This is a genomic window from Nocardia tengchongensis (assembly GCF_054781395.1).
The window spans coordinates 53468-80163 of the sequence record NZ_BAAGUM010000006.1; the positions used below are offsets into that span (position 1 = coordinate 53468).

A 26696-nucleotide genomic window follows, 5' to 3' on the forward strand; every position below is an offset into this window, starting at 1 on the left:
ATCCAGCCCGGAAGACAATGAACGGCGACGCGAGCGGCGCGGTTCCCTGCGCCACCGTACTGGATTTCCGGCTGACATGATGACCTGGGTCGCATCATCGGCAAGGATGTGAGATGCGCCCCAAACCAACCATTACGGGTACGCCGCGCACCAACGGCTACCCGGGGTATTGACGCCACACCAGATGTCCCACCCCATGTGTACGAGGAGCAAACGTCTTGACCGACTTGATGCACCCTACGTCGTCGAATTCCACCAACGGGTCACCGGAACCCCAGGGCGGATCGGCACGCAAAAGCCCGGCGGGAGGCCGGGTTCGAGTGATTCGCGAGGGGGTGGCGTCATACCTGCCGGACATCGATCCGGAGGAAACCAGCGAATGGCTGGACTCCTTCGACGAAATGCTGACCCGCGAGGGTCCCGGCCGCGCCCGCTACCTCATGCTGCGCCTGCTGGAGCGCGCCGGTGAACGCCACGTCGCGATCCCCGCGCTGACCTCCACCGACTACGTCAACACCATCCCCACCGAGAACGAGCCGTGGTTCCCCGGCGACGAGGAAGTGGAGCGCCGCTTCCGCGCCTACATCCGCTGGAACGCCGCCGTCATGGTGCACCGCGCCCAGCGGCCGGGAATCGGTGTGGGCGGCCACATTTCGACGTACGCGTCCTCCGCGGCGCTCTACGAGGTCGGGTTCAACCACTTCTTCCGCGGCAAGGACCACGCCGGCGGCGGCGACCAGGTGTTCATCCAGGGGCACGCCTCCCCCGGCATCTACGCCCGCGCCTTCCTCGAGGGCCGGCTGTCCGAAGACCAGATGGACGGCTTCCGCCAGGAGTACAGCCACGGCGGCCCCGGCGCCGGCCTGTCCTCCTACCCGCACCCGCGCCTGATGCCCGACTTCTGGGAATTCCCCACGGTCTCCATGGGTCTGGGCCCGATGAACGCCATCTATCAGGCCCGCTTCAACCACTACCTGCACGACCGCGGCCTCAAGGACACCTCCGATCAGCACGTGTGGGCGTTCCTCGGCGACGGCGAGATGGACGAGCCGGAATCGCGCGGCCTGATCCAGGTGGCCGCCAACGAGGGCCTGGACAACCTGACCTTCGTCATCAACTGCAACCTGCAGCGCCTCGACGGCCCGGTGCGCGGTAACGGCAAGATCATTCAGGAGCTGGAGTCGTTCTTCCGCGGCGCCGGCTGGAACGTCATCAAGGTGGTGTGGGGCCGCGAATGGGACTCCCTGCTGCAGGCCGACCGCGACGGCGCGCTGGTGAACCTGATGAACACCACCCCCGACGGCGACTACCAGACCTACAAGGCCAATGACGGCGCCTACGTGCGCGAGCACTTCTTCGGCCGCGACCCGCGCACCAAGGAACTGGTGAAGGGCCTGTCGGATTCCGAGGTCTGGAACCTCAAGCGCGGCGGCCACGACTACCGCAAGATCTACGCCGCCTACGCCGCGGCCATGGCGCACAAGGGTCAGCCGACGGTCATCCTGGCCAAGACCATCAAGGGCTACGGTCTGGGCAAGCATTTCGAGGCCCGCAACGCCACCCACCAGATGAAGAAGATGACCCTCGACGATCTGAAGGCGTTCCGCGACGTGCAGCGCATTCCGATCACCGACGCCGAGCTCGAGGCGAATCCGTATCTGCCGCCGTACTACCACCCCGGCATGGACGCCCCCGAGATCCAGTACATGATGGCGCGTCGCGGCCAGCTGGGCGGTTTCGTCCCCGAGCGCCGCACCATGTCCAAGCCCCTGCAACTTCCCGGCGACGAGGCTTATCGTTCGGTCCGCAAGGGTTCGGGCAAGCAGCACGTGGCCACCACGATGGCTTTCGTGCGCTTGATGAAGGAGCTGTTGCGCGACAAGGAGATCGGCAAACGCATCGTCCCGATCATCCCCGACGAGGCCCGCACCTTCGGTATGGACTCGTGGTTCCCTTCGTTGAAGATCTACAACCGCAACGGCCAGTTGTACACATCGGTCGACGCGGATTTGATGCTTGCCTACAAAGAGTCGAGCATCGGGCAGATCCTGCACGAGGGCATCAACGAGGCCGGTTCGACCGCCAGCTTCACCGCGGTGGGTACCTCGTACTCCACCCACGGCGAGCCGATGATCCCGCTCTACATCTTCTATTCGATGTTCGGCTTCCAGCGCACCGGCGACGGCCTGTGGGCGGCCGCGGATCAGATGGCGCGAGGTTTCGTGCTCGGAGCAACCGCCGGGCGAACCACGCTGACCGGTGAGGGCCTGCAGCACAACGACGGTCACTCACTGCTGCTGGCGTCCACCAACCCCGCCTGCGTCGCCTACGACCCGGCCTTCTCCTTCGAGATCGCCCACATCGTGCGCGACGGCATGCGCCGCATGTACGGCGGCGGCACGGTCCAGGGGTATCAGGAGGCGCTGCCGGGCACCGATCCCGAATCGCATTCGGTGCACCACGAGTTCGGCGGCGAGGACATCTTCTACTACATCACCCTCTACAACGAGCCGTATGTGCAGCCGGCCGAGCCGGAGGGCGTCAACGTCGAGGGCCTGTTGAAGGGCATCTACCTCTATCAGGCCGGTTCGGCGGGGATTCTGCGGGCGAACATCCTGGTCGCCGGCGTCACCATGCCCGACGGTCTGCGCGCGCAGGAGATGCTGGCCCAGGACTGGAACGTGCAGGCCGACGTCTACTCGGTGACCTCGTGGGGTGAGCTCCGCAAGGAGGCGCTGTCCAAGGAGATCGCGAAACTCCGCCACCCCGACCAGGATCAGGGCCTGCCCTACATCACCCAGGTGCTGTCCAAGGCGCAGGGCCCGTTCGTGGCGGCCTCGGACTGGATGCGCGCGGTGCCCGATCAGATCCGCCAGTGGGTGCCGGGCGAGTACATCACGCTGGGTACGGACGGTTTCGGTTTCTCCGACACCCGCCCGGCCGCGCGTCGTGTGTTCAATGTCGACGCCGCGTCGATCGTGGTCGCCGCCCTGCAGGGACTGGCCACTCAGGGCCGGATCGCGCAGGCGACGGTGGCCGAGGCGGCCCGCCGGTACGGCGTCGACGATGTGAACGCCGCGCCGAAGGCGGCACCCGGTACCGAAGGCGGCGACGCATAACCGAACATAAGAGCTGTGGAACGTAAACCGCCGAGGCCGCGCCGGATAAACGAAGAGGGCACCTCCTCCCACGAGGTCTATCTTCCGACCGGCGCGCTCTCCCCGAATCGGCAGACGCGCGACCCGCTTCCGGACACCCTCCTGAAACGGGTCAAGCAGTTCTCCGGGCGCCTGTCGACCGAGGCCGTGGCCTCGATGCAGGATCGGTTGCCGTTCTTCGCCAATCTGGACGCCGCCCAGCGTGCGGGGGTTCAGATGCTGGTGCAGACGGCGGTGGTGAACTTCCTGGAATGGCTGCAGGACCCGGAGTCCGACATCCGGTTCAGTCTCGATGCCTTCCAAGTGATTCCCGACGATCTGGCGCGGCGGCTGACGCTGCGCCAGACCGTCGACATGGTCCGGGTGGCCATGGAGTTCTTCGAGCAGTGGCTGCCGGCGTTGGCGCGCAACGACCGGCAGCTGGTGGCGCTCACCGAGGCGGTGTTGCGATACGGGCGGGAGCTCGGGTTCGCGGCCGCCTCGGTGTACGCCTCGGCCGCGGAGTCGCGCGGCGCGTGGGACACCCGATTGGAGGCCCTGGTCGTCGACGCCGTGGTGCGCGGCGACAACGGCCCCGAAATGCTCTCGCGCGCGGCCACCCTCAATTGGGATGCGACAGCGCCCGCAACCGTTCTGGTGGGGACTCCCCCCAAGGATCAGGTGGCCGTTGTCAGTTCCGTACATGCGGTGGCCGCCCGGCACGGCCGCAACGCGCTCGCCGTGGTGCAGGGTTCGCGGCTGGTAATGGTAGTCAGCGGACATCTTGGCGACCCGATGTATCCGTCGCAGTTCCTCGCGGATCTGCTGGCGGATGCCTTCAGTGAGGGCCCGGTAGTGATCGGCCCGACCATGCGGGCGCTGTCGGCGGCACACGTGAGTTCGGTGGAGGCGATGGCCGGGATGGAGGCCGTGGTGGGCTGGCGGGGAGCCCCCCGACCAGTGCACGCGTCCGAATTGTTGCCGGAACGCGCCCTGCTGGGCGACCGAGCCGCCATCGACGCCCTGAACGAGCTGCTCGTGTTACCGTTGGCCGCCGCCAGCGCCGATTTGTCGGACACGCTGGACGCGTATCTGGATTGCGGTGGAGCCGTCGAAACCTGCGCCCGCCAGCTGTTCGTTCATCCAAATACGGTGCGCTATCGCCTCAAGCGGATCGGCGACATCACAGGTCGGGATCCGATGAATCCGCGCGATGCCTATGTGTTACGGATCGCGGCCACAGTAGGCCGGCTGACACGAACCCGTAACGAATCACCCACTCCTGCCACTGATGTGACTCCGGTCACAGACCCCAAGGATGGGGTGTAACGAGATTCGACGACCGGGCGATCCGGACAACCCACGTGGCCTTTTGTGGACTCCTCACAAAACTGCCGAGGAAGCTTCATTCGCGCCGACATCTCGTGAGAGCCGCCTCACAGTGTTTTCTTAAACCCGTGATCGCATTGCTTGCGCCCGGACAGGGCTCACAGACACCCGGCATGCTCACCTCTTGGCTGGAGCTTCCCGGCGCCGCGGACCGCGTCGCGCTGTGGGGCAAGGCCGCGGGGCTGGACCTGCTGCGGTTGGGCACGACTGCGACCGCCGATGAAATCGTCGACACGGCTGTCACCCAGCCGCTCGTCGTCGCGGCCGCCCTGCTGGCTTTCGCTGAAATCCCGCAGGATTCGTTGTCCGCGGATACAGTCGTCGCCGGACACTCGGTCGGCGAATTCGCCGCCGCGGCCGTCGCCGGAGTCATCTCCGCCGATGACGCGGTGACCTTGGCCGCCATCCGCGGAGCGGAGATGGCCAAGGCTTGCGCACTCGAGCCGACCGGCATGTCCGCGGTGCTCGGTGGTGACGAAGCGGAGGTCCTCGCACGACTCGAGGAACTCGGCCTGATCCCGGCCAACCGCAACGCGGTGGGTCAGATCGTGGCCGCGGGTAAGCTCGAGGCGCTCGAAGCCCTTGCCGCGAACCCGCCCGAAAAGGCCCGCGTCCGCGCACTGCCGGTCGCCGGCGCCTTCCACACCGCGTTCATGGCACCCGCCCAGGACGCGGTCGCGGAGGCCATCGCCCAGATCGTCCCGAACGAGCCGGTCCGGACCCTGCTGTCGAACTTCGACGGTCAGCCGGTCAGCTCGGGCAAGGATGCGATCGACAAGCTCGCTGCTCAGGTCACGCGCCCCGTGCGCTGGGACCTGTGCACCGAAACGATCCGTGCGGCAGGGGTTTCCGCGGTGGCAGAGTTGCCGCCGGCGGGCACCCTGGTCGGCATCGCCAAGCGGGAGCTCAAGGGCACCCCGAACCTGGCGCTGAAGACACCCGCGGACCTCCCCGCGCTCGCGGAACTCACCGCGGCAAGCTAGCTTGGCCTGCGGCCCGCTCTTATCAACGGCGATGGAGCAACCTGGTCGCAAACCATGAATCCCTACCCCTCCACAGAAGATAAGGAGCCACCACAGTGGCCGCTCTGACCCAGGAACAGATCGTCGAAGAGCTCGGGAAGATCATCGAAGAGGTGACCGGTATCGAGCCCTCCGAGGTCACCATCGAGAAGTCCTTCGTCGACGACCTGGACATCGACTCGCTGTCGATGGTCGAGATCGCCGTCCAGACCGAGGACAAGTACGGCGTCAAGATCCCGGACGAGGACCTGGCGAGCCTGAAGACCGTCGGCGACGCGGTGGCGTACATCCAGAAGCTCGAGGCCGAGAACTCCGACGCGGCCGCCGAGCTGAAGTCCAAGTTCGGCGCCGAGGGCGAGTAGGAACCGACACCGTGACCACTCCTTCCACCTTGAACGGGAACTTTCCCAACGTCGTCGTAACGAGCATGGCGGCGACCACGTCGATCGCCGGTGACGTCGATGCGACGTGGAAGGGCCTCCTCAATGGCGAGAGCGGAATCGACACGCTCGAAGACGACTTCATTGCGGAGTACGACCTTCCGGTCCGTATCGGCGGCCACCTGAAGGTGTCGCCGGACACGCTCCTCGAGCGCGTCGAGATCCGCCGCATGGCGTACGTCGAGCGCCTGGCCACCGTGCTGGGTCGCGAGGTGTGGAAGAACGCCGGCACCCCCGAGGTCGACCCGCTGCGGCTGGGTGTGGCCATCGGCACCGGTCTCGGTGGCGGTGACGCACTGATCGATTCGGTCGACAAGCTGAAGAACGGTGGCTACCGCAAGGTTTCGCCGCTGGCCGTTCAGATGGTCATGCCGAACGGTCCGTCCGCCGTGGTCGGTCTCGAGCTCAAGGCCCGCGCGGGAGTGGTCACTCCGGTCTCGGCGTGCTCGTCGGGTTCGGAGGCCATCGCCAACGCCTGGCGGATGATCGTCATGGGTGACGCCGACATGGTGGTCACCGGTGGTGTCGAGGGCTTCATCGACTCGATTCCGATCGCCGCGTTCTCCATGATGCGGGCCATGTCGACCCGCAACGACGATCCGAAGGGCGCCTCGCGTCCGTTCGACAAGGATCGCGACGGCTTCGTCTTCGGCGAAGCGGGCGCGCTCATGGTCCTCGAGACCGAGGAGCACGCCAAGGCTCGTGGCGCCACCATCCACGCCCGGCTGATGGGCGCGGGTATCACTTCCGACGGGTTCCACCTGGTGGCTCCCGATCCGGAGGGCAGCGGTGCCGCTCGCGCCATGCAGCGCGCGATGCAGACCGCGGGTCTGTCCGCTTCGGACATCACCCACGTCAACGCCCACGCGACTGCCACCCCCGTGGGTGACACCGCGGAGGCCAACGCGATTCACAAGGCGGGCGTCAAGCACGCCTCGGTCTACGCACCCAAGTCGGCCCTGGGTCACTCGATCGGCGCCGTCGGCGCACTCGAGTCGATCCTCACGGTGCTCAGCATTCGGGACGGCGTCGTCCCCCCGACGCTGAACCTCGAGAACCAGGATCCGGCGATCGATCTGGATGTCGTGCACGGCGCTGCGCGTCATCAGGACATCCAGTACGCGATCAACAACTCCTTCGGTTTCGGTGGGCACAATGTCGCGCTCGCCTTCGGCCGGTACTGACGCGCAGTTCCTTTCAAGATCAACCGTCTAGACGAACCGCGCACTTCTAGAACCGGTCTGTAAGACAAGCGGTCCCGGCAGGGGATCGAGATCCCAGATCCGATCCCCTGCCGGGACTACGACATTCGCAGCCGCTCTCATGCGACCGCATTTTCCTCAAGAGGAGAGTTTGCGATGACCATCATGGCCCCCGCACACGCGGACACCACGACCGATCCCCGTGACCCGCTGGGTCGATTGCAGCGCTTTTTCGATCCCGGAACCGTTCTTCCGCTGCACCCCCGCGACAAGTCCGGTGTACTCGCCGCCATCGGCGAGATCGACGGCGTCCGCACCGTCGCCTACTGCTCCGACGCCACCGTGATGGGTGGCGCGATGGGTGTGGAGGGTTGCAAGCACATCGTCGATGCGATCGACACCGCCATCGACTCCAAGATTCCCGTTGTCGGCCTGTGGCATTCGGGCGGCGCGCGACTGGCCGAGGGCGTCGAGGCCCTGCACGCCGTCGGACTGGTCTTCGAGGCCATGGTCCGCGCGTCCGGCCTGGTCCCCCAGATCTCCGTGGTGCTCGGCTTCGCCGCCGGCGGCGCCGCCTACGGTCCGGCGCTGACCGACATCGTCATCATGGCGCCCGAAGGCCGCGTCTTCGTGACCGGCCCGGACATCGTGAAGACGGTGACCGGCGAGAGCGTCGACATGGAAACCCTGGGTGGCCCGGTCACCCACGGCAAGAAGTCCGGTGTCTGCCACATCGTCGCCGATGACGAGCAGGACGCGATGCACCGTGCGCGCCGCCTGGTCTCGATGTTCGCCGAACAGGGCGAATTCGACCTGGCCGCCGCCGCGCACGGCGACGTGGACCTCAAGGCGATGATGCCGGCCTCGGCCAAGCGCGCCTACGACGTCAAGCCGATCATCAACGAGCTGCTCGACAATGTCGACGGCGAAAGCACTTTCGAGGAACTGCAGGGCGGCTACGCCCGCTCCATGGTGGTCGGTCTGGGCCGGCTCGGCGGTCGCACCGTCGGCGTGCTGGCCAACAACCCGATCCGTCTGGGCGGCTGCCTCAACTCCGAGAGCGCCGAGAAGGCTTCGCGGTTCGTGCGCCTGTGCAACGCCTTCGGCATCCCGCTGATCGTCGTCACCGACGTCCCGGGCTACCTGCCGGGCGTCTCGCAGGAGCTGGAGGGCGTGGTGCGCCGCGGCGCCAAGCTGCTGCACGCCTTCGCCGAGGCCCGCGTCCCGCGCGTCACCCTGGTGACCCGCAAGATCTACGGCGGCGCCTACATCGCCATGAACGCCCGATCCCTCGGCGCCACAGCGGTTTACGCGTGGCCGGGCTCGGAGGTCGCGGTCATGGGCGCCAAGGCCGCGGTCGGCATCCTGCACAAGAAGGCGCTCGCGGCCGCCCCGGAGGAGGAGCGCGAGGCCATGCTGGAGCGGCTCACCGAGGAGCACGAGCGGATCGCCGGCGGTGTCGAGCGCGCCATGGCGATCGGTGTCGTGGACGAGGTCGTCGACCCGGCCAAGACCCGCTCCACCATCGCGGCGGCGCTGGCGGCGGCTCCGTCGCGGCCGCAGAACAACAAGAACATTCCGCTGTAATCGGTTATCCGGCAACGGCATAGCGGGCGGCCCCCTCGGTGGCCGCCCGCTTTCTTTGTGCCGGAGCGGATTTCGGGGCGGTCAGGCCGGGGGGATGTTCGCGTTGTGGTGGAAGATGTTGTCGGGGTCCCACTCGGCCTTGAGGGCGGTGAGGCGGGAGTACTTCTCGCCGTAGGATTCCCGGATCCGGGTGGGGTCGTCGTCGACGAGGAAGTTGACGTAGCCGGCGTCGGAGTTGGCGTGCGGGCGCAGGGCGTCCCAGAAGTCACGGGTCCACTGGCGTTCTTCGATGAATTCGGCCGGGTCCGTGGTCATGCCGCTGATGTTGATGGCCCAGCAGGGGTTCCGGGAACCACTGAATGCCGTTGTGTCCTCATGGATCTCGCTGTAGCGGCCGCGCAGCGCGAAGATCGGGACCAGGGTCAGCGGGGAGCAGCGCTGCGGGAAGGTGCTGATCAAAGTGTCGAGCACGGCGTCGGACAGATCCTCGACGTAGAGGGACTTCTCGTAGGCGAGCAGGCCGTGCGGGGCGCTCTCGTCGAACATCTGCTGCAGCGCGGTGTACGGGAGCGGGGTGACCAGTTCCCAGGCCGGGGCGGGGGCCGCGTCGCGCAGCGGCTTGACGATGGCCTCGAGCTCGACCGGATCACCGAAACCGGCTACGGCCACAACGAATCCCGGCTGACCCCGGTAGTGCTCGGGTACGAACGGGGCGGGCGGGGCGCTGACCGCCATGATCACGCCGCCGTACCCCGCGGGCAGGGACATGATGAGTTCCCGGCCCGCTGTCAGGCCCCCGACCGCATGGTCGGGCGTCCAGCACAGCAGGGCGAGCTGGGCCAGCGACGGAACGTCGTGCAGCGCGAAGGTGAGGGTGGTGACGATGCCGAAATTGCCGCCGCCACCGCGCAATCCCCACAGCAGCTCGGCATTCTCGCGCGGCGAGGCGACGACGACGCGGCCATCTGCGGTGACGACTTCCGCGGCGACCAGGCTGTCGCAGGTCAGTCCGCACCGCATGGTCAGCCAGCCCATGCCGCCGCCGAGGGTCAGCCCGCCCACACCGGTCGAGCTGATGAAACCGCCGGTGACGCCGAGCCCGTGCGCGGACATCGCCGCGTCGGCCTGAGCCCAGGTGGCGCCGCCACCGACGTGCGCGCGCTTGGCCGCGGGGTCCACGGTCACCGAATCGAGGGCGCGCAGGTCGATCATCATGGCGTCGTCGGCGACCGCGTGGCCGGCGTAGTTGTGGCCGCCGCCGCGCACCGTCACGTCCAGCCCGTGCGCGCGGGCGGCCAGCACCGCCGCCGCGACCCCGGCCGCGCTGGCGGGACGGACGATCACGGCCGGCCTGCGATCGATGTCGCCGTTCCAGACCTGGCGGGCCGTGTCGTAATCGGGGTCCGCCGGGGTGATCACCGCCCCGTCGACGGTCGCGCGCAGTCCTTCGAGATCGATTTCCGCAGTGGTCATGGTCCGCTCCTTCGGTGTGCTGTCTGCCTCCGTGGCGAATCCAGGCTGCGCTGTCCGGCGTGGCCGGCGCATCGGTCATTCGCCCTATCGAACGGTGCCGCTCCGTTCATTTTCGGGCTTACGCGGCGGATGCGAGACGGGTTCAAGAAGACCGGGCGGGTCGCGGATTCGCGGCGGCGGGTGCGTCGCGGCCAATCGCCCGGTGGCGGCCGGTAGCCGGGCGTATGGTGACCCTGGCTGGCATTGGGGTACTGGCGGAGGCGTTATGCGACTCGATCCGGGGGCGGAGTTCGCGGGGTTCACGATCGAGCGGACGCTCGGCAACGGCGGCATGGGGATCGTCTATCTGGCGCGCAATCCCCAGCTGAATCGACTGGTCGCGCTGAAGGTGCTGGGCGAGCTGATCGCCGCCGACACCCGCGGGCGCGCCCGGTTCGAACGCGAGGCCGCCCTGGCCGCCCGCTTGGAGCATCCCAATATCGTCACCATCTACGACCGCGCGCCCTCCGACGCCGCCGTGCCGTGGATCTGCATGAAATACGTCGGCGGCGGCGATGTCGCGCAACGCATGTCCGAACGCGGCGGGCCGCTGCCCGACGATCAGGCCGTCGGCATCCTCACCGACGCCGCCCGCGCCCTCGACCACGCTCACCGGCACGGCATCCTGCACCGCGACGTGAAGCCCGGCAACATCCTGCTCGACCACACCGCCGGAGACCTGGCCGTCCTCACCGACTTCGGCATAGCCCGCGCCTTGGACGACACCCTCACCCTGACCGGCACGGCCGCCACCTTCGCCTACGCCGCCCCCGAACGCTTCCACGGTGCCACCGCCGACCACCGCGCCGACATCTACTCCCTCGGCTGCACCTTCTACGAACTCCTCACCGCCCGTCAGCCTTTCCCCCGCACCGATCAGGCGGCCGTCATCGCCGCCCACCTCAACACACCCCCGCCCCGCGTCACCGACCTCCGCCCCGACCTCCCCGCCGGCCTCGACGATGTCATCGCCATCGCCCTGGCCAAGAACCCCGACGACCGCTACCCCACCTGCACCGCCTTGGCAGAAGCCGCCACCCGCATCCTCACCCGGTCCCACCCCGGAAACCCCCGCACCGCACCAACTCTCCCCGCCTCACCCCACAACGAACTCATCGCCACCCTCCCCGCGGCCACCGACAGCCGGCCCTCGCCGGCCCCACATCTCACGCCACCGCATCGAAACGAATCCCGCAGCGGCCGAACAGATTCCGCCGATCCACACCTACCGATCGCGCAGGCCTCCCCCACGGATCCCGCCGTGGCAGGCCGGGACGAGCCCCGCAGGTCCCGGGGCCGTCAGGATGCTCCCGATGCGACCGACACGGCTGCACTACCGGAATCCATCCGCGTCGGCCTCGACAGCCCGCACCCGGAAATCCGGCGTGGCGCGGTACGAGCCCTGAGCACGCACCTCTCGTCACGCGACGACAGCCAGGTCGCGGCGGCCCGGAAAGCGCTGCACCACATAGCGACTCACGACAGTCCCGCCGTCGCATCCTATGCCCGGGAGATCCTGGGCGGCGCGGCCACCATGGACAGCCCACGCCTGCCTGGCGACCGCCGGGAACGTGGCACGCACCTCCGGGCGGGAACCTCCGCCGAAGCGGCCGGATCTCCCGCCGCCCAGCGCGCATCGGCCACCGAAAGCCCCAGCAGCGCAGCACTATCGGACCGAGTGCCAGACAGCGGCCGACAACCCGGGAGCCCCGACAATGTGGATCCGCCGGGTGGTGGGAGAGCACCGTTGATCGGCGGCCGCCCACTATCGCGGACCGGTGTCGCCGACGTTGCGGGCACCGATGAGCGGCCGGAGCACGTCGGCCAGGACCGTGCGCTCGCGGGTTGGCGCGGCAGGCTCGCCGGTGTGCTGACCGTACTGTCCGGGGCCTCGGCCGTGGTGGCCGGCGGGATTCTGCTGGACAGCTCGCATATGCCGTTCGCCGACTTCAACTGGTACACAATCGACTACCTGCGCATCGATGATCTGCTCGCCCGTGGTTCCTGGTATTTCACTGCCGTGATATGGATTTCGGCCGCAGTGGGGTTGCTGACTTTCCTCACGATTCCGCGCCGTGCGACTCGGCAGGCCCTATTGGCGGGGTTCTCCCTGACGGGCCTGTGGGGCGCTGTGGTCCTCGCACGGCTGGAGGGGTGGGTTACCCGGCACCACCCCGGCTTCCATGCTTCCACCGGAGCGCACTTCGCGCTCAACGCCCATCTGTTCCTCTGCCTGGCAGGACTCTTGGCGGCGGCAGCACTACTGCTCAGCGCTCCGCGTTTCGAATTCCGGCGGCCGAGTGGGCGATTCGCGATCACGACGGCCGCCCTGGGTGCCGTCGGCGGTGTACTGCTGGGTTCGGTCGTGTTGGCTTCCATCCTGGACCCGGCCATCACCCGCCCGGATTTCCTGTGGCAGTTCGCCTCGGCGGCGGTCCTCGCCCTGACTCCGGCCGTGGCGTCGGCGCTGCATCCGCGGCGGCGGGCGAATCTGCTCGTCATCGGTTGCGCGGCAGGTGAATCGGCGATCAGTGTCGCGCTCATCGGCCAGGCGGCGAAGGCCGGTGACGCCGCCGCGGAACGCTGGGTTCTCGTCCCGCCCGTGCTGTTCTCGATCACGGTGCTCGCCATCGGCGTGGTCACCGTGATCGAGGCGCTCCGCATCCCTGATCACCGATCCGCGTGAACCACCGGCCAGATTTCACAGTGATGGGCGCGAATACCCCGGCCGGTGCTGCGATTCAGGATTGGAGGCGGACCCTTTCGGCAGATTCGTTCTGGCTGGCGCATTCCTGGTACGGGTTGGGGTCGCCGGACAGTTCACGGCAGACCCATCGGACGGTGCTGACGGTGACGGCGATGTCGCCGGTGGTTTGTTTGGCGCGTTCGTCGGCGTAGGCGCCGGCCACCGCGCGGGCGGTGGGGCAGAAGTCGGAGCCCTTGGTGGTGGAGGCGACGACGGCCAGGCCCCAGGGGCCGGTGCCGCACTGGACCGCGTCGTGGCCGGCGGCGGGGAAGGCCGCGGCGGAGGCGACGGGGCGGGCGGAATTGCCCGAGTCGCTGCTGCTGGTGGTGGTGTCGTTGCAGGCCGTCAGGGTCAGGGCCGTGGTGATGACGGCCAGTGCCGTGCCCGCGATCTGCGCTGTGGTCCGCACGAAATCCTCCTCGTCGGCTGCCCCTCCCCCTGGGCATTCTGCCCGTTTCGGGGCGTTTGCGACGACAAGCACGCGTGATTCGGCGGTGTGTTCGGTTGGTGGGAATCTAGCCGACGTCGCGGCGCAGCCAGGTGACGTCCGAGCCGTCGCCGCCGTGGCGGTAGGGCTCGAGGATGTCGTCCCAGGCGGTGCCGAGGGCACGGTCGATTTCGGCGGCGATCTCGGTGGCGGTGCCGCGGCCGTGGGCGCGGGCTTCGGCGACAATGGCGCGCAGCCGCATCTCGCCGACCATGACGTCGCCGCTCGCGCCGGTGACGCCGCTCCACAGGCCGAGGCCGGGGACGAAGCTGAAGCGTTCGCCGTCGACGCCCTCGCTGGGGTCCTCGGTGACTTCGAAATACAGCACGGGCCAATCTCGCAATGCTCTGGCTAATCTCCCCCCAGTACCGACTGGCCCGTACCAATCGGTGGTGGCGCGCAGCTGTGCCGGATCGGCGGGCTGGACGGTCCAGCGGAGTTTGGCGGGCGCTTTGAGGGTCGAGGTCAGTGCCCATTCGATATGCGGGCACAGCGCGGCCGGCGACGAATGGACATAGACGACTCCAGACGTCGCCTCCGCGACCTGACTAGACGCACGCACCACTGACACCTCCGGCTCGACGAGGGACGTCTTCCCCAACGACCCCTGACCGAGCTCGGCGTTGCCCGAGTTTACTGGAGTGCCCGATGTTGCGTGTGTTACTCGGAGCCCGTGTCGTTGCGAATCGGAGTGCCGTGGCGACTACGCAAACTCCGCGATCGCGGCGTCACTGAGGGGCGGCCACGCGGCCCGGGCCCAGTCCCCGAAATTTTCGTCCGCCAAGGCGAGACACGCCATACCGGCGTCCGGATCCACCCAGAGGAACGTTCCGGATTGCCCGAAATGCCCGAAAGTGCGCGGCGAGTTCGCGCCCCCGGTCCAATGTGGCGACTTGTGGTCGCGGATCTCGAAACCCAGCCCCCAGTCATTGGGCCGCTGCGAGCCGTAGCCGGGCAGCACCCCATTGCATCCCGGAAATTGCACAGTGCTTGCCTCGGAAGCCAATTCGGCACTCAGAATGGCGGGTTCCAGCAATTCCTCGGCGAATCGCAGCAGATCTGCGACCGTCGACCGCCCCGCATGCCCCGCCGGGCCCACGAGCAACGAGGATTCCATGCCCAGCGGCTCGAACACGGCCTCGTGCAGGTACCGGTCGAACGCGATACCCGTCTGCGCCGCAACGAAATCCGCGAGCACTTCGAAGCCGGCGCTGGAGTAGATCCGCTTCGCCCCGGGTTTGGCCAGCACGGCGTCGGTGTCGAAGGCCAGCCCGGAGGTGTGCGCGAGCAGGTGCCGCACCGTGGATCCGGGCGGCCCGGCGGGCTGGTCCAGCTCGATCGCACCCTCCTCGACCGCCACCAGAACCGCGTACGCGACAAGCGGTTTGGTCACCGAGGCGAGCGGGAACACGTGCCCGGTGTCGCCCTCGGTGTCGACCACGCCCTTACCGCGGACGACGACGCCCGCCGCCGCGTTCCGGACCGGCCACTGTCGAATCTGCTCGAGCGCTCGCATACGACGAGCCTAGGAGCCCGCGCCCGGCGGCCCGGACCGGGGCCACGGGACCGGCGCGACGAGGGCTGGAATGCTACGAACCCGCTTCCGGCGCAGCGGTTTCGGTGGCGGCGCCCCGGTTCAGTCCGGACCGCCGCCGGCCGTAGCCGAAATACACCAGCAACCCGACCGCCGACCAGGCGGTGAACGCCAGCCAGGTCACCCCCGGCAGATGGATCAGCAGCCACACGCACATGGCCACGCCGATCACCGGCACCAGCGGCACCAGCGTCCGGAACGAGCGCGGCAGGTCGGGTTTGGTGCGGCGCAGCACCAGCACGCCGATGTTCACCAGCCCGAACGACACCAGCGTGCCGATATTGGTGGCGTTCACCAGTTCTCCCAGCGGCACCAGCGCCGACAGCACCGCCACCACGCCGCCGACGATGAGCGTGTTGACCGTCGGCACGCGGGTGCGCCCGACCCGCGACAGCACCGCGGGCATCATTCCGTCACGGGACATGGCGACCAGGATGCGGGTCTGCCCGTACAGCACGGTGAGCACCACCGAGGCGATGGCGATGACCGCGCCGCCCGCCAGGATGGTGGCCGGCCAGCCCCGGCCGGTGACCTGGTCGAGCACCGTGGCCAGGGAGGCTCCGGAGCTGCTCACGTCGTCGACGCCGACCGCGCCGACGGCGGTCAGCGCCACCAGCACGTACATCAGGGTCACGATGCCGAGCGAGATGATGATGGCGCGCGGCAGGTCGCGTTGCGGATTCTTGGCCTCCTCGCCCGCGGTGGAGGCGGCGTCGAAGCCGATGAAGGAGAAGAACACCATCGAGGCGGCCGCGCCGATGCCGGAGACCCCCTCCGGTGCGAAGGGGTGCAGGTTCGAGGAGTTGAACGCGGTGACCGCGACGGCCACGAAGAACACCAGCACCGCGATCTTGATGACGGTGGTGACGGTGGTGACCCGCGAGCTCTCCCGGATGCCGCCCAGCAGCACAGCGGTGGCCAGCAGCACCACGATCGCCGCGGGCAGATTGATCACCCCGCCCTCCCCCGGCGGCTGCGCGAGCACGTCCGGAATCCGCCAGCCGATGGTGGACCCGAGGAATTCGTTGAGGTACGCGCCCCACCCGACCGCGACGGCCGCCACCGAGACCCCGTATTCGAGCAGCAGGCACCACCCGCACACCCAGGCCACGAGCTCACCCAGCGTCGCATAGGTATACGAGTAGGCCGACCCGGACACCGGCACGGCACTGGCGAGTTCGGCGTACGACAGCGCCGAGAACAGCGCCGCGAGCGCCGCGATAACGAACGACACGACAACCGCGGGCCCGGCCAGCGGCGCGGCCTCGCCGAGCACCACGAAGATCCCGGTCCCCAGCGTCGCACCGACCGACAGCGCGATGAGCGGAATCAGCCCCATACTGCGCCGCAGTGCGGTGTGCTCACCCTCGGAGGTGAGCTGTTCGACTGGCTTGGTCCGCAGCAATGATGCGGTAATCCGCTGGATTCCGGGCATGTCCGGCGACAATACCGGGTCGGACCGGCACAAATACCCTGCGGTCACCGTATCCGACACAGACCCGAACGACGAGCAGCTATACCCCGGCATCGCCCACTGTGCGCTGCATCGCCCAGCCGTGCCGCTGCGCGGTGGGCACCGCCCGGCCGAGCGCCACACCTCGCCCGCTGCCCGTTGAGCACCGCCGGCCCGGCGGGTTGGCGTCGTCCGCCTACGCGATGGCCTTGCCAGGCAGCGCATGTGGCCCGACCAGGCAACGCTTCGGCCTTGCCGGGCAGCGCGTTGGGCACCCCAGGGTGCGCTCCTGGCATTGCCCGGCCACGCCGGCTTTCGTGCCGCGCGCTGCCGCTGCGGGGGGTGGCCGGGGTCCCGCGCTCGCCCTGGCGCTGTCACGTAACCCGGTTACGATCGTCCCCATCATGAGTGAGCAGGTCACGGTCCACGGCGAGGTGGACGCGGGTTTCGGTCCGGTCGCCGACGCGTTCCGCCGCAATTTCGCCCGGCACGGGGAGATCGGTGCGGCGGTCGCCGTCTATGACGGGGACCGGCCGGTGGTGGATCTGTGGGCGGGGTATCGGGATCGCAAGCGGGCGGTGGCCTGGGAGCGCGACACCATGGCGCCGGTGTGGTCCTCGACCAAGGGGATGACCGCGTTCGCGGTGGCGTCGGCGGTGTCGAAGGGCCTGCTCGACTACGAGGATCCGGTGGCGTTGCACTGGCCCGAGTTCGCCGCGCACGGCAAGGAATCGATCACCGTGCGCCAGCTGCTCGATCACCAGGGCGGGCTGGCGGCCCTGGATCGCCCGTTCCGGCTCACCGACATGGCGGATCTGGACGGGATGGCGGTGGTGCTGGCCGAGCAGAAGCCGTTGTGGCGGCCGGGAACCCGGCACGGCTATCACCCGATCACGGCCGGCCTGTATCAGGGTGAGCTGTTGCGCCGGGTGGATCCGGCGCATCGCACGCTAGGCCGGATCTTCGCCGAGGACATCGCGGCCCCGCTGGGCGCGGAGTTCTATATCGGTCTGCCGGAGGAGATTTCGCTGGATCGGGTGGCCGCGTTGTCGGCGACCGAGGGCCTCGACATTCTGCGCTACGAGCGAGATCTGCCGGTGCGCATCGCGATTCAGCTCTACAGCAAGCGGGGCCTGTCCTTCCGCGCCCTGAGCAGTCCGCAGGTGGGCGCGCCGGCGCGGGCGGCGCGGCGGGAATTCCTGTCGGTGGAGAGCCCGGCGGCGGGTGGGGTGGGTACCGCGCGGGCGCTGGCCCGGGTCTACGGTGCGGCCGCCGGCCGGACCGGCGAGCTGCCCATCGACAAGGACGTGCTGGACCGTCTGGCCACCGCCGACACCGCCGACGACGTGCCCGCCGAGGATCTGGTGCTGCTCACCCCGAGCCGCTATCACCTGGGTTTCCGCAAGTCGCGCGGCGGTTTCCGGTTCGGCACCGACAAGCGCGCCTACGGCACCACCGGCTACGGTGGCTCGTTCGGATTCGCCGATCCGGCAACGGGTCTCGGTTTCGGCTATGTGATGAACCGCCTCGGTATGGCGGTTCTCGACGATGTCCGTTCCCGCAATCTGCGTGAGGCGCTGCTGCGCTGCCGCTGATCTTCAGCCGCGCTCGACGTCGTGCACATGGTGCACGAGGTCGTGCAGGAAGTATCGCGCCATCGAGTCGATGGTGAACGCGGATCCGTTGCTGCGCAACGCGGCCCGGTCCCGTTCGGCGTCGGGCACGGCGTCGAAGGCGCGGGCGACGGTCTCGGCGGCCTGCGCGAGTTCGACGGCGACGGCGGCGGTCGCGGCGGCGCCGTAGTTCTCGGCGAGGGCGGTGGCGTCCTGATCCCAGTTGGCGAACATGGGAATCCCGTTGTCGCCCACGGTGACCGTGGTGTCGTAGCCGCCGATGGCGGGTCCGGGGCGGGGTCCGCCGCTGCGCGCGATGTCGAGCCGGTGGGTGAAGATCCGGCACACGTCGCGCACGTGGGCCGCGTATTCCAGTGCCGACCAGGTCGATTCGTCGGGCCGGACGCGGGCGTCGGACCGTTCCAGGGCGGCCAGCAGGCGGGCGGCGCTGCCGCGGGTCAGCCCCGGCACCGCCGCGAAGGCGATCGTGTCGGGGTCGAACCCGCATTCGGCGCAGGTGCGTTCGAGCACCCAGGTCCAGTCTTTGGCGTCGGGAACGATCGGCATGGCACCCAACTTACGGTGGCATTTATTTGACTGCCACCAATATCCAGCCAGTTGCCGTCGAGATGGCGACAGGTTCGCCGTCACTCCATCAGCTGGTGCGCCTTCTGGAACAGCTCGAGGGTGATGGCGTGCAGGAAGTCGCCGACCTGCTTGGGCGCCTTGCCCGCGAAGGCCCGCGCGTGCGTGCCCTCGAGCACGATGCCGAGTTTGAAGCAGGCCAGCACGGTGTACCAGGTGACGTGGCTCAGGTCGCGGTCGGAGAACCGGCCGTAGTGGGCGATCATCTCCTCGGCCGTGGGCAGTCCGCCGACCGCGCCCAGCGAGCCGATCAGGGCCGCGCCGGTGGTGCCCGGTTCGGGGCGGGTAGCGATCTGCCAGCCCAGGTCCAGCAGCGGATCGCCGATGGTGGACATCTCCCAGTCGACCATGGCCACCACGTCGGGCCCGTCGAAGGAGAACATCATGTTGGCGAGGTGGCAGTCGCCGTGCAGGATGCCGGCTTTCGGCTGTGCGGGCCGGTTGCGGTCGAGCCAGTCGCCGACCTGCCGCACGCCGGGGATCTCGGGTCCCGGATAGCCCGCGTTGACGCCGTAGGAGTCGAGTTCCTTGAGCCAGCGCGGCACCTGGCGTTCCAGGAAGCCTTCGGGCTTGCCGTAGTCGGCCAGCCCGAGCGCCTTGTGGTCGAGGGAGCCGAGGCGGGCGATGGCCTCGACCGCGGACAGGCCCATCTGCCGGCGCACCTCGGGGTCGGAGGCGTGCAGTTCTGGCAGTTCGTTCTGCGGGTTGAACCCGGTGATGGGTTCCATCAGGTAGAACGACGCCCCGAGCACGGATTCGTCGGGGCAGGCGGCGATCACCTTGGGCGCCCGGATCTCGGTGTCGCCGAGCGCGCCGAGGATGCGGGATTCGCGCTGGATGACGGTGTTGCTGGCGGTGCGCAGGTGCTTGGGTCCGCGGCGCAGCACGTAGTCGCGGCCGCCGCGGCGGAAGCGCAGCATGATGTTCTGAGTGCCGCCGCCGAGCGGCTTCACCTCCTCGAACTCCCCGCCGGGCAAGCCCTGCTCCTCCATCCACTTTCCGACGATGGCGAAATCGACGACGTCACGATCCACTTCGACCGGCTGCGCAACAGACATGCCGACCATTGTGCCGTAGCGGCCGCCACAAACTGAAGGCGTCCGCCCGCAGTAGTGGCGGGCGACTCGTTCACGCAGGTCGGAGCGCGGTGTTTCGACGCGGCAGGCGTAATGTGCGTGCTCAAATGCGCACGCTGTTGATCGATAACTACGACTCGTTCACCTACAACCTGTATCAGCTGATCAGCGAGGTGAACGGGGTCGAACCCGTGGTCGTGCGCAATGACGAGGCGGGTTCGCTCGAGCAGCTCGGGGTGGGGGAATTCGACAACATCGTCATCTCCCCCGGCCCCGGACGTCCCGACGTCCCCCGCGATTTCGGCATCTCCGCGGCCTTGATCGCACGGTCGGAGCTGCCGTTGCTGGGTGTGTGCCTGGGGCATCAGGGCATCGTCCTCGCGGCGGGCGGTGAGGTTGTCACCGCGCCCCGTGCCCGGCACGGATTCCCGGATCTGATCAGCCATGACGGCCGTGACCTGTTCGCCGGTGTGCCGCAGGGGTTCTCGGCGGTGCGCTATCACTCGCTGTGCGCGGACCGGCCGCTGCCGTCCGCGCTGGAGGTCACCGCCACCGCGCCCGACGGCGTGATCATGGGCGTTCGCCACCGCACCCGCCCGCAATGGGGTGTGCAGTTCCACCCGGAATCCATCTCCAGCGAACACGGTGCACTGCTGCTCCGCAATTTCGCCGACCTGACCGCCGAACACCAGCGGAGACAGCGGGTTTCGCAAGTCAGCCCCCGCCCTGCCGCCGCGATCCACGACGCGACGGTGGATCCCGGCCGGAAGCCTGCCGCGATCCCGAACGGGACCGTCCCGCATTACCGGGTCGAGCAGGCGGTGATCGAGCGGGCCGTCGACGCCGAGGCCGTGTTCGACGCGCTGTACGCCGGTTCCCCCCATGCCTTCTGGCTCGACAGCGAGCACGTGGAGCCGGGCCTGGACCGATTCTCGTTCCTGGGTGACGCGTCGGGCCCGCTCGCCGAGGTGGTCGGCTACCGGGTGGGCAGCGGCCACGTCGAGATCGAATCCGCTGCGGGCGAGCGAACCGTGCCCGGCGGAATCCTCGACTACCTGTCCGGCGAGCTGCACCGCCGCCGCATCGACTTCCCGGACGTGCCTTTCGATTTCGCGGGCGGCTATGTCGGCTACCTCGGTTACGAGATGAAGGCCGACTGCGGGGCCGCCGCGGCCCACCGTGCGCCCACCCCCGACGCCCAGTGGATCTTCGCCGATCGCCTGATCGTGGTCGACCACGAGGCGGGCCGCACCCATCTGCTGGCCTTGACCGTGCCGGATACCACCGCCGCCGCCCGCGACTGGCTGACCGCCACCCGCACCGTCGTGGAAACCCTTCCGACATGGGAGAATCCGCCGCTGCTCGAGTTGCGCGCGGACGAGGCGACGGTCGCGCCACTGCTCACCCGGGGCCGGGCCCGCTACCTGTCCGATGTCGCCGCCTGCCAGGAGAAGTTGCACGCGGGCGAGTCGTACGAAATCTGCATCACCGACAGCGCCTATCCGGCGGGCGACGCCGACGGTCTCACCGTGTATCGCACACTGCGCCGCTGCAATCCGGCTCCCTACGCGGCGTTCCTGCGTTTCGCCGGGCTGGAGGTGGCCTGCTCCTCCCCCGAGCGTTTCCTCAAGCTGGACCGCTCCCGGATGGTGGAGAGCAAGCCGATCAAGGGCACCGCCCCGCGCGGGAACACGCCCGCCGAGGACGCGGAGATCGCCGCCGAATTGGCGCGGGACCCCAAGACCCGCGCCGAGAACCTGATGATCGTGGATCTGCTGCGCAATGATCTGGGCCGGGTCTGCGAGATCGGTTCGGTGCATGTGCCCGAGCTGATGGCGGTGGAGACCTATACGACGCTGCACCAGCTGGTGTCGACCGTGCGCGGTCGGCTGCGCGCGGATCTGGACGTCATCGACTGTCTGCGCGCCTGTTTCCCGGGCGGTTCCATGACCGGTGCGCCGAAACTGCGCACTCTCGAGATCATCGACGGTCTGGAAACCGAGGCGCGCGGCGTCTATTCGGGCACGATCGGCTTCCTCGGGCTGGGTGGCACCGCCGATCTGAATATCGTCATCCGCACCGCGGTCCGCTCCGACGGGCGCTGGCGGATCGGGGCCGGCGGCGCGGTCGTCCTCGATTCCGACCCGGTCGGCGAGTACGAGGAAATGGTGTGGAAGGCCGCGGCCGCGTTGCGCGCCCTGCCCGGCCTCGGCGTCGCGCCGCTGTCTTCGACGCCCTGACCTATTTGCGGCGCGACCGGCCGGGCTTGTCCTGCGGCGGTTCGGGTTCCGGGGTGTCGCGGCCGCCGGTGAGCCGCCCGAGCAGTGCGACGCCGGGCAGTCTGTCGAGGCGGGCGAAGACCTCTTCGCCCAGGGCCGTGAGTGATTCGAGCCGGTGGAGGATCTTGTCGTAGGCCACGAAGGCGGGCTCGGCCAGCGCCAGGGTGCGGTCGAGCCGGTCGATGGTGGAGTTGAGGCGTTCGACCGCGATGGTGAGGCTCTGGATCAGGTCGGGCAGTTGCGCGGCGAGCTGGATCGAGGCTGGCGGCAGCCGGACGGCGGTGTCGAACGCGGTCGTAGCGGTGACCTGGGCGGAATCCAGGACCTGACCGGCCGCGCTCTGGGCGGCCTGCGCGGCGGCCTGTGCCGCGGCCAGGACGTCACCCGGGGTGGGGACCCGCGAGGCCGGTTTGGCGCGCGGTTCGCGGTCCTGTGGGTCGTTCCCCTTGGGGTTGGTCATCCCTCTACTGTGCCGCACGTTTTTCGGATCGGGGGGACGCGGCGGGCGCGCGGTGTTGTCGGAGGCGCGTGGCATCATTCGACCACGATGAAACTGACCAAAGGCGGGCAAACGACGGTTCCGACATCGCTTCTGACGGTGGTGCTTTCGTGGCGGTCGGAGCATGCGGTGCGAGCGCAGGCCGTACTGGTGGCCGAGCACGGGCGGGCTCGGTCCGACCGGGACTTCGTCTGGTTCGACGCGCCCCGGCACGTCTCGCAGGCGGTGACGCTGGATCGGGAGCCCGCGGCGGGCACCGCGCGCCTGTCGGTGTCGCTGCCGCGGACCGGGCCGGACGTGGCCGGGATCGTGGTCATCGGCTCGGTCGCCGAGGCCGGGAGTGGCGCTGGTTCCGGCGGGGCGGGCCGGGGTTTCGCGGCGGTCGAGGGGTTGCGGCTCACCGTGTTCGACCACGATCGCCCGGTGGTCTCCTACGAGGTGGACGCGCCGGGATCGGCCCCGGCCCTGGTGCTGGGCGAGTTCGCGCGCAGCGGCGGTGACTGGCAGTTCCGGGCGCTGGCCGACGCCGGGGTGAGCCTGGCCGGGCTGGTGCGCGAGTTCGGGGTGCGGGTCGATCCGGGGCCCGGGTTCCAGGCCGAGCCGCGGCGTACTCCGCCGCCCCCGGATTCCGAACGGGCGGACTGGCATCCGGACCCGCGGGATCCGGACCGGCTGCGCTGGTGGGACGGCGACACCTGGACCGCCTCGACGCGCCCCGTCCCGGTCCGGGACGCCCGGCACTGCCCGCGTTGCGGCGCGCCGCGCCGGGGCCTGTTGAGCGCGGCGGCCGGGCTGTTCGGCGCGAACTCGCTGTGCCGTGAATGCGGTACCGAGACAGCCGAATACCTGCGGGGCTGGCGTCCGCGCGCCGAGCGGGTGCTGCGCGACCCAGGTTCCGGGGACTGGGAATCGCTGTGGTCGGAGCTGCGTTTCCAGCGCGTCGACCGGGCCGCCGCGGTGGACCTGCTGCGCCCGCTCGCGCTTGATCAGCTGGAACGGCTGGTCGCCTTCGCGCTGGCCGACGGCGCGGTCGAGCAGTCCGCACTCGACGATTTCGAGGACACCGTCGACGAAGTGTCGCTGTCCGGCCCGCTGGTCGAGGACCTGCGCCGCCGCCTGCACCGGGCCCGCCTGCTCACCCGCCTGCGGTCGGGCGAGCTCCCGCAGCAGCCCGCCGCGGGCCTGCATCTGGACCCCGACGAGCGGGTCCACCTGAACCTGCCTGCCGTCCAGGTCCGGCAGCTGGCCCGCGGCCCGAAGCGCACCGAGGGCCGCCTGATCGTCAGCAACCGCAAACTCCGCTTCACCGGCCCGGATACGGGCACCGAAATGCCCTGGGCCCGAGTGGTTTCGGTGACGGCCGCCGCCGGTCAGGTCGAGATCTCGGCCACCTCCTCGCGCGGCGGCGCAATCCTCGAGGTCGCCGACCCCGACTACGTGGCCGCCGCCATGGAGGGCGCGCTACGCGTGGCCAAACGCCTGGCCCTCACTCCGGGCCGCCGCGACACCCGCTCGGTCCCACCGGATGTCAAGGCCGTGGTGTGGCAGCGCGACGGCGGCAAATGCGTCGAGTGCGGCGACACCCACTACCTGGAGTTCGACCACATCATCCCGATCAGCCGCGGCGGCGCCACCAGCCCCGCCAACCTCCAGATCCTCTGCCGCGCCTGCAACCGCACCAAGGGCGCGCATATCTGACGGCCGGGGCCTCAGGCCACGCATCCAACCGGATCGACGCGCGGTAGCGGGCCGAATGTGGCTAACCGGACCGCATGCGATGAATCATGTCGATCGGCACCCGATGCGGTTCCAACGTCCGAGACGAGCAGGTCGAGGAAGGGGATTCGAATATGCCGAGTGGCTGCGCCAGCGGTACGCGCGGTAGCCGGGGTCAGCGCTTGACGCGGAGAACGGTTGGCTCCGCACAGAATTGGGCGGTCGCCTGGTCCAGTGAGAGTCCGGTCCGAGCCAGCCCGCCACTGTCGATCACCGTGCACTCGCTGCCCCCGACATGCCCGGTTCCGTCGTCGAGGAAATGCACGTCGGCGGTGACCAGGGGCCGCAACAGGGCGGCGTCGAACGTCCAGAACTGGATGTTCCACAGCTCGTAGCTGTCGCGCGCGGTGACGACGGTGTACCCGGCGGCGGAGGTGTCGATCCCGATGCCCGCGAGCTCGCCCGACCGCACGAATTGGCCGTCCGCGGTGGCGTGATAGATGACGTAGCGGGTGTTGGCGCTGGCCATCATGATCGGAATGATCAGTTCGTCCAGACCGTCGTTGTCGAGGTCACGCAGCCGGGGCGCGGTGGATCCGACGCCGCGTTCGGTGATGGTCTGCAAGCGCGTACCGGCCGGATCCAGGGTGGTGATGATGACCGAGCCCTGCTGCCCGGAGCCGGTGTGGCGAACCTCGAAGGTCAGCCCGGCGGTGTCGTGGGATTGCAGGTAGCAGTCGGGAGGTGTTGCGGCCGCGCCCATGTCGCCGCAGAGCTGCAGGGTGGACACCGGGGTGGCCGGGGCGGGCGCTTCGGTGACGGGCGGGTTCAGGTTCCCCGCCATGGGCGCGGTGGGCCGCCCGCAGCCTGCCAGTGCCATGGCCGCGGCGGCCACGGACACGGTCGCGGCGGCGACCCGGACGCCGGCCGCGAGATTCCTCCCCATGGCAGTGAGGATAGCGACGAATCGCCCATCCACCCGCACGTCGGCAGGTGTGACAAAGCCCCCACCCGACATCATGTGCACACCTGCGCACCTATTGGCTTATAGTGGGTGCGTGCTCGTCGTCCTGCGTCATCCCCAGTTCCGCAAGCTGTTCACCGCCCAGGTGGTCGCCCTGGTCGGCACCGGCCTGCTCACCGTCGCCCTCGGCCTGCTCGCCTACCAGGTGGCCGGCGGTCGCGCGGGCGCGGTGCTCGGGACCGCACTGGCGATCAAGATGGTCGCGTATGTCGCTGTCGCACCGGTGATCTCGGCGCTCACGCTGCGACTGCCCCGCCGCCTGGTGCTGGTGTCGGCGGACGCGGTGCGCGCGGGCATCGCGCTCATGCTGCCGTTCGTCACGCACACCTGGCAGATCTACGTCCTGATCGCGCTGCTGCAATCGGCCTCGGCCACGTTCACCCCGGCGTTCCAGTCGCTGATCCCGTCGATCCTGGTCGACGAGGAGGACTACACCCACGGGCTGTCGTTGTCGCGGCTGGCCTACGACCTGGAGTCACTGCTCAGCCCGATGCTCGCCGCCGCGCTGCTGACGGTGATCAGCTATCACTCGCTGTTCATCGGCACCGCCGCGGGTTTCGTGGCATCGGCGCTGCTGGTGGTGACCACTCGCCTACCACGGCTCGCGACACCGGAACATCCCGCCCCGTTGGCGAAACGTATCACCGCTGGCGCGCGGATCATGATGAACCGGCCGGTGCTGCGCGGCCTGCTGGCCATGAACATGGTGGTGGCCGCGGCGACCGCGCTGGTGATCGTGAATACCGTTGTGTACGTCCGCGATCGACTGGGTGGCTCCAATACCGGCGTGGCATTGGCCCTGGCCTGCTTCGGGTTCGGGTCGATGGCGGTGGCGCTGACGACTCCGCGGCTGCTGGCGAGGGTGCCCGATCGGCGGTTCATGCTGACCGGCTGTGTCCTGCTGCCGCCCGGCTTGCTCGCCGCGGCACTGCCACCCCTGCTCCCCCACCCCGCCGGAGCGATCGCGTTGGCCCTGACCTGGGTGGTGCTCGGCGCGGGGACCTCGATGATCAATACCCCGTCGGCCCGCCTGCTGCGCGCCCAGACCCAACCCGCCGATCGCACAGCCGTTTTCACCGCGCAGTTCTCGCTGTCGCACGCCTGCTTCCTGGTGACCTATCCGATCGCGGGCACGCTGGGCGCGCTCATCGGTCTGCCGACCACGGCCGTCGTGCTGGCCGCACTGGCTACACTGGCTACGACGACCGCGGTCCGCGTGTGGCCCGCGTCCGTGCCCACCGGCGCCGAGGCGGTGGCAGCGGCAGGAAGGTGATC

General features: G+C 69.0%; 20 protein-coding genes. 11 read left to right on the forward strand and 9 right to left on the reverse strand.

Going from position 1 to position 26696, the window contains the following annotated elements:
• Positions 1 to 218 precede the first annotated feature (218 nt).
• From aceE to ACYVKL_RS11315, 6 genes are all read left to right on the forward strand, one after another.
• Positions 219 to 3119 carry a pyruvate dehydrogenase (acetyl-transferring), homodimeric type gene (gene aceE / locus ACYVKL_RS11290; RefSeq protein WP_379161851.1) on the forward strand — a complete coding sequence of 967 codons (2901 nt, stop codon included), beginning with the start codon at positions 219 to 221 and terminating at the stop codon, positions 3117 to 3119.
• Positions 3120 to 3164: 45 nt separating this feature from the next.
• Entirely contained in the window at positions 3165 to 4466 is a 1302-nt protein-coding gene (locus ACYVKL_RS11295; protein ID WP_428847718.1) for a PucR family transcriptional regulator, read from the forward strand.
• A 128-nt stretch (positions 4467 to 4594) separates the two neighbouring features.
• Positions 4595 to 5509, forward strand: a complete 915-nt coding sequence (locus tag ACYVKL_RS11300) for an ACP S-malonyltransferase (protein ID WP_213560180.1) — start codon at positions 4595 to 4597, stop codon at positions 5507 to 5509.
• A 95-nt stretch (positions 5510 to 5604) separates the two neighbouring features.
• Complete coding sequence (gene acpM, locus ACYVKL_RS11305; protein ID WP_213560179.1) at positions 5605 to 5910, forward strand: meromycolate extension acyl carrier protein AcpM; 306 nt, start codon at positions 5605 to 5607, stop codon at positions 5908 to 5910.
• Positions 5911 to 5921: 11 nt separating this feature from the next.
• On the forward strand, positions 5922 to 7172 hold the full coding sequence (locus ACYVKL_RS11310; protein WP_213560178.1) for a KasA/KasB family beta-ketoacyl-ACP synthase: 1251 nt from the start codon (positions 5922 to 5924) through the stop codon (positions 7170 to 7172).
• A gap of 174 nt (positions 7173 to 7346) precedes the next feature.
• Positions 7347 to 8777: an acyl-CoA carboxylase subunit beta gene (locus ACYVKL_RS11315; protein WP_213560177.1), complete on the forward strand. Its 1431-nt coding sequence runs from the start codon at positions 7347 to 7349 to the stop codon at positions 8775 to 8777.
• 81 nt (positions 8778 to 8858) lie between these two features.
• Here ACYVKL_RS11315 and ACYVKL_RS11320 read toward each other — a convergent pair whose 3' ends face one another.
• On the reverse strand, positions 8859 to 10250 hold the full coding sequence (locus ACYVKL_RS11320; RefSeq protein ID WP_379161855.1) for an FAD-binding oxidoreductase: 1392 nt from the start codon (positions 10248 to 10250) through the stop codon (positions 8859 to 8861).
• A gap of 265 nt (positions 10251 to 10515) precedes the next feature.
• Here ACYVKL_RS11320 and ACYVKL_RS11325 point away from each other — a divergent pair, with 265 nt between their 5' ends.
• Positions 10516 to 12975, forward strand: a complete 2460-nt coding sequence (locus ACYVKL_RS11325; protein WP_379161858.1) for a serine/threonine-protein kinase — start codon at positions 10516 to 10518, stop codon at positions 12973 to 12975.
• A gap of 55 nt (positions 12976 to 13030) precedes the next feature.
• Here ACYVKL_RS11325 and ACYVKL_RS11330 read toward each other — a convergent pair whose 3' ends face one another.
• The 4 genes from ACYVKL_RS11330 to ACYVKL_RS11345 form a co-directional block, all read right to left on the reverse strand.
• Positions 13031 to 13444, reverse strand: coding sequence for a hypothetical protein (locus ACYVKL_RS11330; RefSeq protein WP_379161861.1), 414 nt, complete (start codon positions 13442 to 13444; stop codon positions 13031 to 13033).
• A gap of 106 nt (positions 13445 to 13550) precedes the next feature.
• Positions 13551 to 14084 (reverse strand): DUF3145 domain-containing protein, encoded by a 534-nt coding sequence (locus ACYVKL_RS11335; RefSeq protein ID WP_379161864.1) that lies wholly within the window; start codon positions 14082 to 14084, stop codon positions 13551 to 13553.
• Between the two features lie 141 nt (positions 14085 to 14225).
• Entirely contained in the window at positions 14226 to 15038 is an 813-nt protein-coding gene (locus ACYVKL_RS11340) for a serine hydrolase domain-containing protein (protein WP_379161867.1), read from the reverse strand.
• 73 nt (positions 15039 to 15111) lie between these two features.
• Positions 15112 to 16563: an amino acid permease gene (locus tag ACYVKL_RS11345; RefSeq protein WP_379165688.1), complete on the reverse strand. Its 1452-nt coding sequence runs from the start codon at positions 16561 to 16563 to the stop codon at positions 15112 to 15114.
• Between the two features lie 410 nt (positions 16564 to 16973).
• Here ACYVKL_RS11345 and ACYVKL_RS11350 point away from each other — a divergent pair, with 410 nt between their 5' ends.
• Positions 16974 to 18164: a serine hydrolase domain-containing protein gene (locus ACYVKL_RS11350; protein WP_379161870.1), complete on the forward strand. Its 1191-nt coding sequence runs from the start codon at positions 16974 to 16976 to the stop codon at positions 18162 to 18164.
• A gap of 3 nt (positions 18165 to 18167) precedes the next feature.
• Here the strand turns inward: ACYVKL_RS11350 and ACYVKL_RS11355 are convergent, their stop codons facing one another.
• Both ACYVKL_RS11355 and ACYVKL_RS11360 read right to left on the reverse strand, forming a co-directional pair.
• Positions 18168 to 18749: a DinB family protein gene (locus ACYVKL_RS11355; protein WP_379161873.1), complete on the reverse strand. Its 582-nt coding sequence runs from the start codon at positions 18747 to 18749 to the stop codon at positions 18168 to 18170.
• Between the two features lie 80 nt (positions 18750 to 18829).
• Complete coding sequence (locus tag ACYVKL_RS11360; RefSeq protein ID WP_379161876.1) at positions 18830 to 19885, reverse strand: phosphotransferase family protein; 1056 nt, start codon at positions 19883 to 19885, stop codon at positions 18830 to 18832.
• A 125-nt stretch (positions 19886 to 20010) separates the two neighbouring features.
• Between ACYVKL_RS11360 and pabB the strand changes: the two genes are divergently transcribed.
• The gene (gene pabB / locus ACYVKL_RS11365; protein WP_379161879.1) at positions 20011 to 22143 is read left to right on the forward strand and encodes an aminodeoxychorismate synthase; all 2133 of its coding nucleotides are present in this window, start codon (positions 20011 to 20013) and stop codon (positions 22141 to 22143) included.
• 1 nt (position 22144) lies between these two features.
• Here the strand turns inward: pabB and ACYVKL_RS11370 are convergent, their stop codons facing one another.
• Positions 22145 to 22642 carry a hypothetical protein gene (locus ACYVKL_RS11370; RefSeq protein WP_357192281.1) on the reverse strand — a complete coding sequence of 166 codons (498 nt, stop codon included), beginning with the start codon at positions 22640 to 22642 and terminating at the stop codon, positions 22145 to 22147.
• Between the two features lie 87 nt (positions 22643 to 22729).
• Here ACYVKL_RS11370 and ACYVKL_RS11375 point away from each other — a divergent pair, with 87 nt between their 5' ends.
• The gene (locus ACYVKL_RS11375) at positions 22730 to 24379 is read left to right on the forward strand and encodes a TerD family protein (protein WP_379161882.1); all 1650 of its coding nucleotides are present in this window, start codon (positions 22730 to 22732) and stop codon (positions 24377 to 24379) included.
• Between the two features lie 193 nt (positions 24380 to 24572).
• Here ACYVKL_RS11375 and ACYVKL_RS11380 read toward each other — a convergent pair whose 3' ends face one another.
• Positions 24573 to 25343, reverse strand: a complete 771-nt coding sequence (locus tag ACYVKL_RS11380) for a hypothetical protein (RefSeq protein WP_379161885.1) — start codon at positions 25341 to 25343, stop codon at positions 24573 to 24575.
• Positions 25344 to 25455: 112 nt separating this feature from the next.
• Here ACYVKL_RS11380 and ACYVKL_RS11385 point away from each other — a divergent pair, with 112 nt between their 5' ends.
• On the forward strand, positions 25456 to 26694 hold the full coding sequence (locus ACYVKL_RS11385; protein ID WP_379161888.1) for an MFS transporter: 1239 nt from the start codon (positions 25456 to 25458) through the stop codon (positions 26692 to 26694).
• Positions 26695 to 26696: the final 2 nt, after the last annotated feature.

What these genes read in the sequence shown, in the direction of transcription:
- ACYVKL_RS11315 (WP_213560177.1), top strand. Translation starts at nt 7,347, where the DNA reads ATGACCATCATGGCCCCCGCACACGCGGACACCACGACCGATCCCCGT.
- ACYVKL_RS11320 (WP_379161855.1), bottom strand. Translation starts at nt 10,250, where the DNA reads ATGACCACTGCGGAAATCGATCTCGAAGGACTGCGCGCGACCGTCGAC.
- ACYVKL_RS11325 (WP_379161858.1), top strand. Translation starts at nt 10,516, where the DNA reads ATGCGACTCGATCCGGGGGCGGAGTTCGCGGGGTTCACGATCGAGCGG.
- ACYVKL_RS11340 (WP_379161867.1), bottom strand. Translation starts at nt 15,038, where the DNA reads ATGCGAGCGCTCGAGCAGATTCGACAGTGGCCGGTCCGGAACGCGGCG.
- ACYVKL_RS11350 (WP_379161870.1), top strand. Translation starts at nt 16,974, where the DNA reads ATGAGTGAGCAGGTCACGGTCCACGGCGAGGTGGACGCGGGTTTCGGT.
- ACYVKL_RS11355 (WP_379161873.1), bottom strand. Translation starts at nt 18,749, where the DNA reads ATGCCGATCGTTCCCGACGCCAAAGACTGGACCTGGGTGCTCGAACGC.
- ACYVKL_RS11360 (WP_379161876.1), bottom strand. Translation starts at nt 19,885, where the DNA reads ATGTCTGTTGCGCAGCCGGTCGAAGTGGATCGTGACGTCGTCGATTTC.
- pabB (WP_379161879.1), top strand. Translation starts at nt 20,011, where the DNA reads ATGCGCACGCTGTTGATCGATAACTACGACTCGTTCACCTACAACCTG.
- ACYVKL_RS11370 (WP_357192281.1), bottom strand. Translation starts at nt 22,642, where the DNA reads ATGACCAACCCCAAGGGGAACGACCCACAGGACCGCGAACCGCGCGCC.
- ACYVKL_RS11375 (WP_379161882.1), top strand. Translation starts at nt 22,730, where the DNA reads ATGAAACTGACCAAAGGCGGGCAAACGACGGTTCCGACATCGCTTCTG.
- ACYVKL_RS11380 (WP_379161885.1), bottom strand. Translation starts at nt 25,343, where the DNA reads ATGGGGAGGAATCTCGCGGCCGGCGTCCGGGTCGCCGCCGCGACCGTG.